11 protein-coding genes are annotated in these 13,059 nt (G+C 35.5%); 2 read left to right on the plus strand and 9 right to left on the minus strand.

The window, feature by feature from the left end:
• Positions 1–171: 171 nt before the first annotated feature.
• The 6 genes from ACPLVF_RS06615 to ACPLVF_RS06640 all read right to left on the minus strand — a co-directional run bounded on the left by ACPLVF_RS06615 (position 172) and on the right by ACPLVF_RS06640 (position 5,387).
• Entirely contained in the window at positions 172–807 is a 636-nt protein-coding gene (locus ACPLVF_RS06615) for an HAD family hydrolase (protein ID WP_424907044.1), read from the minus strand.
• Positions 808–816: 9 nt separating this feature from the next.
• The gene (locus tag ACPLVF_RS06620) at positions 817–1,983 is read right to left on the minus strand and encodes a pyridoxal phosphate-dependent aminotransferase (protein WP_424907045.1); all 1,167 of its coding nucleotides are present in this window, start codon (positions 1,981–1,983) and stop codon (positions 817–819) included.
• An 11-nt stretch (positions 1,984–1,994) separates the two neighbouring features.
• Entirely contained in the window at positions 1,995–2,627 is a 633-nt protein-coding gene (gene nth / locus ACPLVF_RS06625) for an endonuclease III (protein ID WP_424907046.1), read from the minus strand.
• 21 nt (positions 2,628–2,648) lie between these two features.
• On the minus strand, positions 2,649–3,482 hold the full coding sequence (locus tag ACPLVF_RS06630) for a deoxyribonuclease IV (protein WP_424907047.1): 834 nt from the start codon (positions 3,480–3,482) through the stop codon (positions 2,649–2,651).
• Positions 3,483–3,495: 13 nt separating this feature from the next.
• On the minus strand, positions 3,496–4,464 hold the full coding sequence (locus ACPLVF_RS06635) for a dipeptidase (protein ID WP_424907048.1): 969 nt from the start codon (positions 4,462–4,464) through the stop codon (positions 3,496–3,498).
• Positions 4,465–4,655: 191 nt separating this feature from the next.
• On the minus strand, positions 4,656–5,387 hold the full coding sequence (locus ACPLVF_RS06640) for a ZIP family metal transporter (protein ID WP_424907049.1): 732 nt from the start codon (positions 5,385–5,387) through the stop codon (positions 4,656–4,658).
• A 143-nt stretch (positions 5,388–5,530) separates the two neighbouring features.
• On the opposite strand from ACPLVF_RS06640, the gene ACPLVF_RS06645 reads away from it, so the two are divergent.
• On the plus strand, positions 5,531–7,753 hold the full coding sequence (locus ACPLVF_RS06645) for a hypothetical protein (RefSeq protein ID WP_424907050.1): 2,223 nt from the start codon (positions 5,531–5,533) through the stop codon (positions 7,751–7,753).
• Between the two features lie 3 nt (positions 7,754–7,756).
• The gene (locus tag ACPLVF_RS06650; RefSeq protein WP_424907051.1) at positions 7,757–8,842 is read left to right on the plus strand and encodes a glycosyltransferase family 4 protein; all 1,086 of its coding nucleotides are present in this window, start codon (positions 7,757–7,759) and stop codon (positions 8,840–8,842) included.
• On the opposite strand, the gene hydE is transcribed toward ACPLVF_RS06650, so the two are convergent.
• The 3 genes from hydE to ubiB all read right to left on the minus strand — a co-directional run bounded on the left by hydE (position 8,843) and on the right by ubiB (position 13,042).
• Positions 8,843–9,883 (minus strand): [FeFe] hydrogenase H-cluster radical SAM maturase HydE, encoded by a 1,041-nt coding sequence (gene hydE, locus ACPLVF_RS06655; RefSeq protein ID WP_424907052.1) that lies wholly within the window; start codon positions 9,881–9,883, stop codon positions 8,843–8,845.
• A gap of 12 nt (positions 9,884–9,895) precedes the next feature.
• Positions 9,896–11,308, minus strand: coding sequence for a S41 family peptidase (locus ACPLVF_RS06660; protein WP_424907053.1), 1,413 nt, complete (start codon positions 11,306–11,308; stop codon positions 9,896–9,898).
• Between the two features lie 81 nt (positions 11,309–11,389).
• Positions 11,390–13,042, minus strand: coding sequence for a 2-polyprenylphenol 6-hydroxylase (ubiB, locus tag ACPLVF_RS06665; protein WP_424907054.1), 1,653 nt, complete (start codon positions 13,040–13,042; stop codon positions 11,390–11,392).
• Positions 13,043–13,059 lie beyond the last annotated feature (17 nt).

The raw sequence follows: 13,059 nt of genomic DNA on the forward strand, positions 1-13,059 counted from the left end.
TTTATTGTTATAACACAATTATTTAATTAATTATTGTTGGCATAATGCCGAACATTTATTACTGTATTTTGTATATTGTTTGTTTATTGATAATATACCACAATTTACAGCCAGAATCAATATTTTTTGTATTTTATTGAAAAAATTTAAAATAAAAACGGGGTGTTGTTCTTACCCCGCCAAGAAACTCAGTAACTCATAGGGTTTGTAACTCACTTTTAATGGTTTATCCTCAAAATATTTGAGTTTATCCCGTTCCCCCCAGTTTGCAAGCACAAAATCCACACCTGCATTTTTAGCACATTCATAATCAACCATGGTATCTCCTACATACAATGCCTCGTTTTTTAAGACACATAATTTCTTTAAAGCAATTTCCAATTGGTCAGTGTAAGGTTTTGGCCTTAAATCGCTGCTGTAAGGGACTATCACATCAAAATACCCCAAAATTTCCCTTAATATTTTGTCTTCATAGATTTCGTAATCATACCTTGCAGAAATTATACCCAGCTTGTAATTTTGAACTTTTAATTTTTCTAAAAGCTCCTTTATCCCAGGGTAGAGGTACGCCTTGTGGGCTAACTTTTTAATATTTTCAAACCAAACTTTCAAAGTTTCCTCTACTTTTTCTATTTTTAATTTTTCCAAAGAATACTGCCCAGGAAGCCATATGGCAAATTCGATTTCTTCATCTTTATAGTCCTTTTGAAAAAGGCTTTTCATGGTTACTTTCAAGCTCTCCAAAGTCACATGCTCGCTTGCGATGAGCGTTCCATCCACATCGAATATTACGCATTTTTTGTTCATTTTTACCACCTATTTTAACCTTTTTGTAAAATTTTCCAATCTTACTACAGCCTCTTTTAAGTTATCCATGGATGTGGAATAGGCTATTCTAATAAATCCCTCGCCATTTTCCCCAAAAGCACTCCCCGGTACAACCGCTACCTTTTCTTCCTTTAGCAACCTTTCCGCAAACTCAGTATCAGATATTCCGTATTTTTTTATTGAAGGAAAGATATAAAAAGCACCCTTGGGCTCGAAACAATCAAAACCCATTTTTATCAATGAACCATAAAGGAATTTTCTTCTTTTATCATACTCCTCTCTCATTTCTTCAATATCCTTCATCCCATTTTTTAGTGCCTCAATCCCGGCGTATTGGGAAATAGAAGGAGCACAAGTTACACTGTACTGGTGAACCTTCAAAATCTCCTTTGCTAAACCCTCAGGTGCAGCAATAAATCCGAGCCTCCAACCGGTCATGGAAAAGGATTTAGAAAACCCGTTAATTGTTATGGTTCTGTCCTTCATACCATCAATAGAAGCAAAGGAAACGTGATTTACTCCGTAAGTAAGTTCTGCATATATCTCGTCGGAAATAACTAAAAGGTCGTATTTTTCAATAACTTCAGCTATTTCTTCAAGGTCATCTTTGGTCATTACAGCTCCGGTAGGATTATTTGGATAAGGAAGAATAATTGCTTTTGTGTTTTTGGTTATATATTTTTCTAAAACATTTTTCTTTAATTTAAACTCATCTTCTGGAAAAGTTGGTACAAAAACCGGAATCCCTCCGGCCAAGAGGGTACAAGGTTTATACGCTATAAAGGAGGGAGTGGGTATTAAAATCTCGTCGCCTGGATTTACAATAGTCCTTAAGGCCACATCTATTGCTTCGCTTGCCCCAATTGTAACGATTATTTCTGATTCTGGATTGTAGTTTAAATTAAACCTATCTTTTAAATAATCGGATATCGCCTTACGAAGTTCCGGCAATCCCGGATTGGGAGTATAACCAGTCTTCCCCAAATCTAATGATTTTTTAGCAGCTTCTCTTATGTGAGAAGGGGTTACAAAGTCGGGTTCCCCAATACACAAGGAAATGGCATCAGGCATTTGGTATACAAGGTTGAAAAAGTGGCGAATTGTAGAAAATTCAACTTCTTTTACCCTTGATGAAATGTATTTTCTATAATCCATAAAATTCCCCCCTAAAGAATGTTTTTTCTATAATTGCACCAAAGGGAAATTGTACATCTTTGGCATAAAGGCTTTCTTGCCCTGCATATTTCCCTTCCATGTCTTATAAATAAGTGATGGGCAACATTCCAAAGATTTTCCGGTATTATCTTAACAAGGTCCTTTTCAACCCTTTCGGGGGACTCTCCTGAAGAAAGTCCAAGCCTTCTTGATACCCTAAAAACGTGGGTATCTACCGCCAAAGCAGGCTTATTGAAAGCATTTGCAAGTACCACATTGGCTGTTTTTCTCCCTACTCCCGGAAGTTTGATTAGTTCGTCAAATTCTTCCGGAACATTGCCCTTATATTTTTCTACAATAATTTTTGATGCCTCTTTTATATTTCTCGCTTTCGCTTTATAAAGCCCCAGCTCTTTAATATCTTCTTCAAGCTGTTTTAAATCGGCAAAAGCAAAATCCAAAGGACTTTTGTATTTTTTAAAAAGCCTTTTTGTTACCTGATTTACCCTCTTATCGGTGCACTGGGCGGAAAGTATTGTGGCAATTAAAAGTTCAAAAGGGTTAGAAAAATTTAAAGCCGTTTTTGCAGGATATAGTTTTGAAAGTTCTTCAATTATTAAAATTACCCTTTCTTTTTCTTCCATTTTTTCCTCCAATATTAGCTTTTAAGCTTCGTCAACTAATTTTTTCAATAATTCTATTTCTTTTCTATAATTTTCCAGTCCTCCCGGTGTCTCAAGCAAAAAAGGTTTATCCTTTAAAAAAGGATGATTTATAAAATTCTTTATAAATTCAATACCCAATACCCCTTCTCCCAAATTGGCATGCCTGTCCTTTCTTTGCCCTAAGCCAAATTTGCTGTCATTTAAATGCACCGCTTTCAATTTTTCTAATCCCAATATTTTGTCAAATTCCTTTAACACCTCATCCAATTTATCAACTACATCATAACCTGCGCTGTAGATGTGGCAGCTGTCTATACAAACCCCGAAAATTTCCGGTTTTCCCGTTTTGTCCATTATATCATAAAGCTGTCCAAAGGTATACCCCACCTCGCTGCCTGCACCGGCCATGGTCTCAAGCAAGACCATAACCTTTCCCTTTTCATTTACTACTTCTTTTAAAACACCAGCAATCCTTTCTATCCCTTTCTCAATTCCCTGTCCGGTATGGCTGCCAGGATGTAAAACAAGATATTCTGCACCCGCTTTTTCCAACCTTTCAAGGTCGTCTTTTAATACCCTTTTGGTGAATTCAATGCCTTCTACTTTATCCGTAGCGAGGTTTAACGTATAAGGTGCATGAGCTACAAGTGGACCAAAATCCTCCTTTTTTCTTAACTCCATCATCTTTTTTATATCTTCCTCATCCAATGCCTTTACAGCACCGCCCCTTGGATTCCGCGTAAAAAACTGCATTGTATTTGCCCCTATGGATAAAGCCTCTTTCACAGCGTGTAAATAGCCTTTTGATATAGATATATGAGCACCAACCCTCATCCTATCACCCCTTTTAAACTCCCGCTTCTTTAAACACCCTCAGAAAATTTCCCCCCAATATCTTTAAAACCTCATTTTCTTTAAATCCTCTTTTCATTAGGCCCTTAGTTAGCTCGGGCATCTTACTTGCGTCTTCCAAACCTTCTACAGGTTTATCAATCCCGTCAAAATCAGAGCCTATCCCCACATGATCTACCCCGGCTACTTTTACAAAGTATTCCACTGCGTCGAGCACATCTTCTATATTTGCTTTTTTTCCGTTGTAGCTGGAAAAATAAAATCCCGTTCCTATTACTCCGCCTTTTTCCGCTACTGCCTTTATCTGCTCGTCATCCAAATTTCGCGGGATATCCCTCATTTTCCTCGGAATTGAGTGGGAGATTATAAAAGGCTTTTCTGCCATCTTTAAAACATCCCAAAAACCTTTGGGTGATATATGGGAAAGGTCTACAATAATCCCAAGCCTTTCCATTTCCCTTATCACTTCATAGCCAAAATCCGAAAGCCCACCGTTTGCCCTTTTTTCCCCTGCTCCATCGGCAATTTGGTTTCTGTTATTCCAGGTGAGTATTATAGAAGTTACTCCGAGCTCCCTGTAAATTTTAAGCATAGTAATATCACCGGCAAGGGCTTCTCCGCCCTCAATGCTCAAAAGGGCGGTAATTTTCCCTTCTTCGCTTATTCTGAGGATGTCTTTATAAGAATAAGCAAGTTCTATATCTTCTCTATTTTCTTCAAATTCCTTTTTTAATACGGAAATGGCCTTTAACGTCATATGTACAGCATCGCTATACCACTCCGGCCTTACAAAAACTGAAAAAACCTGAGCTTTTACTCCACCCTTTTTGAGTTTTTCAATATCGATGTGCCCATCTTTAATACCGTTTTTCAAATTTCCTTTACCATCCAATATGGAAAGAATCGTATCGCAGTGGGCATCAAAGACAAAAGCCTTATTATGAAGTTTCAAGTACTCTTCCATAAATATAAACCCCTTTCAAATCTACTGCCATTTTTATATAAATTATCAGTTTTTCAATTTTTTATCAATATATATAAAATAAAAAGTCTTTAAATACCAAGCAAGAGTGAGGTATAATTTTTCCCGTAACATATTCGCCAGTCAAGTAATTAAAAATGCAAATATAAAAAATTATATCAAACTATAAAGCATCAAAAATTAATGCTATCCATTAACATCATAATAATGAACCCTACAATTACTGCAATAGAACCTAATTTTCTGTCTTTTTCATCTCTAAAAAATTCGGGAATGAGCTCGCTCACTATAACGTATACCATAGAGCCCGCTGCAAAAGCCATCATAAAAGGTAAATACAAAGGGATATTTCTAAAAATCAAACCAATCAAGGCTCCTAAAGGTTCGGCAAGGCCGGTTAAGGCTGTTATCAAAATAATCTTTGCCCTGCCGTAATTTAATTTTATAAGGCTAAAGGCTACAGCCGACCCTTCCGGAATATTTTGTAAAGCTATACCGAAGGCAAGGGCAAAGGCAGCAGAAAAACAATCCTGATAGAACGCAATTCCTACTGCTAAGCCTTCAGGAAAATTGTGAATAACTATTGCTATTATGAAAAGAGCTATCTTGTTTATTTCCACATCATCCTTGTTTTCATTTTTAAAATAGTATTTAACTATTATTTTATCCAAAAAATATATAATCAAAGCCCCTTTAAAAAAACCTATGGAAGAAATATATACACTACTTTTTTCAATTGAAGGCAAAAGCAGACTAAATATAGAAGCAGCGAGCATAATACCGGCTGCGAATCCTATAAATATTTTTTCCATACTCTTGGTATAGTCTTTATTAAAAAATACAAAAAAAGCCCCGATAGTCGTTATAATTCCGGCTACAGCTGCTCCTAAAATTCCGTAGATCAAAATGTCCACCTCCAACGGCCAAATACAGTTACCTAAATTCTATATTATGAATATACCCGGTTTTTCGTTAATTAAAAAATTGAATTTTAATTGTAAAAACAAGGGATACTATAAAACAAAAAGCACATTAAAGGTGATTATTCTTGAAAACCTATCATAAAAAACGATATATAAAAATTTTTGCAGTTTTAATAATATCCCTATGCCTTTTCAATATGTTTGCGTCAGAGGTTAAAGCCGAAAAAGAATCAGGTCAAACAATCCTTAGTAATAAAAAGATATGCACTTTGATAGTATTAGACAGAGTAAGTATCAACGATATAGAAAAACTCCCCAATTTAAAAAAACTTATAGAAAAAGGCTCAATAGGTTTAATGAACACGAAATGCGCCGGAAACTTTGAACCTGCAGGCTGCTACCTCACAATCGGTGCCGGAACGAGGGCATCGGCATCTGGAAAGGGAAAACTTGCTTTAATGGAATATGAAATACATAACGGTTTTAAGGGAGAAAAAATTTACAAAAACCTTACGGGGAACGAGGTTTATGGTAAAATCCTTGTACCCGAAATTCCCCTTTTGATCGAAGAGAATTTGAAACAGGACCATGAAATTGTACCTGGGCTTTTAGGAGAAACCTTAAAGAGTTCCGGCATTACCGTTTCCTTAATTGGAAATGCCGATACCTTTGATGAAAAAAACAGGCTTGCCGCCTTAACAGCTATGGATGGGAAAGGCCAGATTTTTAATGGAAAAATAGATATAAATCCGATATACGATGAGGAAAGCCCTTTTTTCTTTACTACAGATTACGAAAGTATGTACGATGAATATCTAAAACTACGTTCCCTTGGAGGACTCATTGTAGTATACATAGGCGATTCGGTCAGGGCAGATGAATACTACAAATTATCGGACAAAACAAGAGGGTATTCTTTAAGATTTAATTCTTTAAAAAAGGCCGATACTTTTATCGGCAAAATAATAAATACAGTAAATTTTTCAAGGGAGCTTCTTATTGTAGTTACTCCCTTTCCCTCTTATTGGAGTATAAAAAATAAAGAATATCTAACTCCATTAATAATCTCGGGAAGCAATATAAAAAAAGGCCTTGTAATTTCGGATACTACAAAAAGGCCTGGGATAGTTGCAAATATCGATGTTGCACCTACAATACTCTCCTTCTTTGACTTGAAGGTCCCTTATCCAATGTTAGGTAAGGCAATCAAAAGTATTACCTATACAAATACCCTTTCTTATTTAATAAATTTGAATAAAAAAATCACAATGAATTATATTGCTCGCCCTTATATTATTAAAACGTATGTGTTTATGCAAATTTTTGGCGTAATTCTTTTTTTATCCTACATTTTTAAACTATTTTTTGTAAACCCTAACTGGCTTATTTATTTTTTCATGTTTAACCTTACAGTCCCTGCTGCTTTACTTTTTCCTTTTATTTTTGAGACCATCTCCCTGTCAAATAAAATCTTAATTTTGACGTTAACTTCATTTATTATAACAGTAATATCTATTTTAATATCTAAAACCCCAAAAAACCCTATATATTCAATAACCTTTATATGTATAGCTACTTTCCTTTTAATTTCTTTTGACCTTTTATTCCATGCAAAGTGGATGAAAAATTCCTTATTGGGCTACGATGTTATCGGAGGTGCCAGGTATTACGGGATTGGAAACGAGTATATGGGAGTTTTGTTTTCTTCTACCATAATGGGAATTTCATCGCTTTTTGAAATAGCAAAGGTTAATGAAAGCTTTAAAAAAGTCATTATGGGCTTATTATTTTTTACAATCTTTTTTTTGATCTCTTCTCCCTATTTTGGCAGCAATGTTGGAGGGGCTATTGCTTCTTTTAGCGCATTTTTAACCACATATATTTTGTATTTTTATAAGATTTCCGATTATAAAATTTACATAAAGTACTTCGTAATAAGTTCCATTGTCCTGGCAATAATATTAATCATTTTCTGCAAATTTGGACCCCAATCCCATTTGACTCTTCTTGTTTTTTCTTTAGAAAGTCAAGGATTAAAACCCCTTTACCTTGTTGTAATTAGGAAACTTTCTATGAATTACAGGCTCTTTAAATACACTCCGTGGACAAAAGCCCTGCTTTTTTCCCTTTTAACGCTCTTAATCCTAATGAAATGGCCTGTAGGTTTTTTCAAAAAAATGAACCAAAATTATCCATTCCTATTTAAGGGAATTGCAGGCACAAGCTTTGGAACTTTTTTAGCCTTGGTATTTAATGATTCGGGTATTGTAGCCGCAGCTACTTCCATGATTTTTTCCTGTCTTCCAGTCCTGATTTTATCTATAAAGGAGATTGGTGAAAGGAGATAAATATTGGGTAAAAAAGTCTTAATTGTAGTTAGACATTGTACGGGAGGCATGAAAAAGCATTTAAGCCTTATTTTAGAAGGCTTAAGGGATAGAAATTTTAATGTTTATTTAGCTGGCTCAAGAGAAGCCTTTTCAGAAAAGGATTTAAAATCTACAGAAAAATTTTTAGATTTAAAGATTAAAGAAAGCTTTTTCCTGCACGGCTATCTAAAAGCCCTAATTCTTACAATAAATTTCATCAAAAAAGAAAACATAAAATTGGTGCATTCCCACGGAATTTTGGCTACATTAATATGTGCATTAGCAAAAGTTTTTTGTAGGATAAAGTTGGTCGCTACACTGCACAACATCCCCAGAAAGTACCCTTTTATTAACTTTATTTTCGAAAAATGCGATATAATAATCAGCGTATCGAAAGCAATAAAAAAAGAGTTAGTATTTAACTTTAATGTAAATCAAAATAAAATTTTTGTTATACACAATTCATTGCCTAATAAAGATATGGAAAAGTTATTATTCCCTTCAAGACCTTTATTCTTTGGAGGCGTAAAAATCTTTTGCTCTTCAAGGCTTATATATGAAAAAGGCGTAGATGTATTGATAAAATCGGCAAGGATTTTGATAGACGATTTAAAGCTTTCACCAAAAGACATTCAATTTTACATTGCAGGTACTGGACCTAAGGAAAAAAGTTTAAAAATGCTTACCCAAAAACTTAATTTAAATGATTATGTGGTATTTTTAGGCTATATTGAAAACGTTTATGAAGTTTTAAAAGACTGTGATATATTGGTATTACCTTCAAGAAAAGAAGGATTCGGAATTTCAATATTGGAAGCCTTTATTCTTAAAAAGCCTGTAATAGCTTCCACTACCGGTGGAATATTAGAACTTATAAATGACAATGAAAACGGTCTTCTTTTTGAAAGCCAAAACCCAAAAAGCCTTGCGCTTTGCCTTAAAAAGTTAATAAATAATCCCGGCTTAGCTTTAAAGTTGGCTGAAGCCGGGTATAAAACCTTCATAAAAAATTTTAATTATGAAACCATGATTGAAAAGCTTGTAAAATGTTATGAAAAATTAATGTAGTTAATTTTGGCTTTTTATTTTCAAGCTGTGTCCGTATCCTTTGTCTACATACCTTCCCGCACTTTCAATATCTTGTATCAATTCTTTAATTCCGGTTTTTATCCTGTTGGGGTAAAGGTAATACTTTTCCTTGAATTTCTCTGGCGTAAAATTAGGCATAACCACATTTGCACCTATATTTAATGCTTTCTTTAAACCATCTTTTATTAGACTGCGTAGGGCAGTTGTCGCGGGAAGATGGGTATCCTTTAAAACAATTCTTCCAACTGCAAGGGTTATCAAAGATAGTTCGGGGTTTTCAATTTTATGGTTTTTTAAAGGAGTATCGGGATGGGGTATAAAGGGCCCTATGCCTGCCATATCCGCTTGAAAATCCCTTAAAAAAGCAAGGTCCAAAGCTAAGTCCTCTATCCTCTGTAAAGGTAGCCCCACCATGTTGCCTGCCCCTACCTGATAACCTATTTCTTTTAGCCAATACAGCCTTTTTATTCTTTCATCAAAATCCGAATCGGGCTTCAAAAGATTAAACAATTCCTTATTTGCCGTTTCGTGTTTTAAAAGGTATCTATCGGCACCTGCGTCCTTCCACAGCTTGTATTCTTGGTATTCCCTTTCCCCCAAGCTTAAGGTTATTGCCGCTCCCGTCTTTTCTTTTATTTCATAAACTATTTTTGCAACTCTATCCTTTGTAAAATAAAGGTCCTCTCCCGACTGTAGCACGATTGTTTTTATCCCAAGGGAATTAATAAAAGATGCTGTTTCCAATATTTCTTCTTCAGACATCCTATAGCGAGTTAAATTCCTGTTACCCCTTCGCAGTCCGCAGTAAAGGCAGTTTCTCCTGCAAATATTTGATATTTCTATAATCCCCCTTAGGTGTACACCATCACCTGCGTATTTTTTCCTTATATCATCCGCTAGGGAAAAAAGGGTATTTTTCTCCTCTTCATCTATTGGGCTAAGTAAATCTTTTATTTCCTCTGTTGCTAAAAATTCTTCCCTTTGGGCTTTCTTTATAACATTTATAAATTCATCCCTCATAAAATTCCTCCGCTAAGCCGCTTTCTTCATCTTTATTTTAGCCCTTATTATCTCCAAGGCTCTTTTGAGCTGGGCGTCCTCTTTTTTACTAATCTTTTCTTCTACGGCTGCCTGCAGCTGTTTTAGAAAATTGCTGTCAACAATACCGGTGACCTTCAAGCCCTTCATTTTTTGGAAGGCTTCAACCGCTTTTTTAGTTTTGGGGCCGAAAATTCCATCTGCCTTGGTAGGTAAAAGGTTCAAAAAAGCAAGCCTTTCCTGAAGCCCTAAAACATCAAGCCCTATGCTGCCCTTTTTTAGAACTTTGTCCCCCTTTATTGGTGTAAAATCAACTTTCTTTCCTTCTTCCGGTTTGACTTCTATATCGGGTTTTATCCCTAATTTATTTATATCCGTGCCATTTGGAGTAACGTATCTTGCTACGGTAAGTTTTATACCCCCTAATTCCCCTAAGTCAATTACCCTTTGGACCGTAGCTTTGCCGAAAGTCTTTTCGCCGATTATGAGCCCCGCACCAGTATCCTTTATCGCACCTGCAAGGATTTCCGAAGCACTGGCAGAGCCTCCGTTGACAAGGACGGCTAAATCAAAATTTTCTGGTTCTCGATCCGATTCATATACTTCCTCAGTGTCATTTTTATATATAACTTTTACAATTGGACCCTTGGGAACAAAGAACTTTGCTACCTCGACGGCTTCATCCAACAACCCACCGGGATTATTCCTAAGGTCAAGCACAATACCTTTTACATTACTTTTCTTGAAATATTCTATTGCTTTTGCAATATTTTCTGATGTGTTTTCATTAAACTCGCTGATTTTTATATACCCAATGCCTTCTTCTAAAATTTTGTACTCTATAGGGTTCACCTTTATTATTTCCCGGGTGATATTTACCCTAATAATATCCTTTTGCCCTTCCCTCATTATTCCCAATCTTACTGTGGTTCCTTCTTTTCCCCGTATCATCTTGGATGCTTCTGAGCTGGAAAGCCCCCTTACATCCTTTCCATCTATTTCCACTATTTTATCGTTAGGTTTTAAACCTGCCTTCATTGCAGGAGAATTGTCAAGGACAGTAACTACTGTAATGATATTATCCTTTGAAGTGATAACAACCCCTATTCCTCCAAATACCCCTGTTGTCGTATCTTCAAAATCCTTTAGATCCTTTGGCGTAAAATACTCCGAATAAGGGTCGTTTAAAGACTCTACCATTCCTTTAATTGCGCCTTTTATGATATCAAGCCTATTCACATCATAAGGATAGCTGTTTTCAATAAAATCGGTAAGCTGTTTTAAAAATTCAATCTCAGGAGGTATATTGCTACCGTCTTCCTGAGCATAAGCAGAAAAATTAAAGGTAAACAAGAAAAAAATCAAAAGTATTAAAGGTATCAACCTTTTATGTAGTATTGATTTCATCTCCGGTTTTGCCTCCCCGTAAAACATATTAAATAAATTTATTTCTTATTCTATCATTAATCCTTCGAACAGTCCATAAGTTTATCCTGTCCGAATAATCGAATAAAGTAATAAAAGCCCAAAGATGCCTGCTACAAGGTATCCCAAGATCCCTATAGCAGAAATTCCGAAAATATATGGGCCAACATCAGCGCGTATTATAAGGGAAGAAGCTACTATTATCGCTGAAACAATTAATCCTATTACCAAACGATTCACCATCCTGTTTAACTCAAAGGCAAACTTTTCAAGGCCCTTATATTCAAAATCGATTTTTACGCTGTCCTCTCCCAACTTATCGTTCAGTTTATTTACTATATCCGGTATATTCTTTAACGCCTTTACTACCCTCCTAAGGTCGTCCCCCGCAATTTTAAAAATCCTTTCTGGGCTGTAATTCGATATCATAAGTTCTAACATAAAAGGCTTTGCTACACTTATGATGTCAAAATCAGGATAAAGCTCCTTACCGAGCCCCTCTGCCGTAATTACCGCTTTTATAAGCAAAACTAAATTAGATGGGACCTTTACTCTGTGCTTTTGGGATAATCTAAGCATTTCAGGAAGCATCTCAGACATGTTGATTTCCTTTAAGGTTTTACCGTAATATCTTTCTACTATTTCTTCTATATCAGACCTCAATTTATTATAATTAATTTTTTCCTCGACAAAGCCTATTTCTAAAAGGGTATCGCAAATTTTATCTATATCTTTATTTATTGCTCCTCTTACAAGCTCCAACATCTTATATTTATAGTAATTGTCTATCCTTCCCATTATTCCAAAATCAATAAATGCTATTCTGCCGTCTTTTTTTACAATTATATTGCCACCGTGGGGGTCAGCGTGGAAAAATCCATGATTAAAGATCTGCTTTAATATGGCTCTTGCACCCTTTTCGGCAAGTTCTTTTTTAGAAAAGCCCAGTTTTTCTATACTCTCTATATCTTTAACTTTCACCCCTTCAATGTATTCCATAACTAGAACCTTTTTGGTGCAGTATTCCCAGTAAACTTTTGGAACATACACCGTATCATCCTTTTCAAAATTCCTTCTAAACCTTTCTATATTCCAGCCTTCTCTCAAAAAATCGAGTTCATTTCTTATTCCTTCCGAAAATTCCTCAGCTATTCCTACAGGGTCATATAAACGGCTTTCCGGAATATACTTTTCTATCAGCCTTGCAGCATGAAAAAGAATGTCCAAATCTGCATTTATAACCTTTTCAATATCAGGCCTTTGTACCTTTACAACCACTTCCTCTTGGGTTTTAAGTCTTGCTCTATGAACCTGGCCTATGGAAGCAGCGGCGATTGGAATTTCTTCAAAATAGTCAAAAACATCTTCTAATTTTTCTCCCAATTCTTCTTCTATCATTAATTTTATTTTAGAAAATTCCACACCGGGCACTTCATCCTGCAATTTCTTTAATTCCGTGATGTAGTCTTCGGGAAGAATATCAGACCTCGTGCTGAGAATTTGCCCAAGTTTTATAAAAGTAGGCCCCAGCTCTTCAAGCATAAGCCTCACTCTCATTGGAGGTGTTAACCTTTCATCGACTGTTTTGACCTTTGGAACGAATCTTATAATACCAATTTTTTCTAAAATATACCCAAAACCGTATTTTAAAGCTGTATTTATTATCTGTTGTAAACGTTTGGCATTTTGATAAGAAAAACTGGTCTTTTTAAACAAAAAAATTCCTCCCTTCA

The organism is Thermovenabulum sp., from assembly GCF_049701175.1.
Taxonomy (GTDB): domain Bacteria; phylum Bacillota; class Thermosediminibacteria; order Thermosediminibacterales; family Thermosediminibacteraceae; genus Thermovenabulum.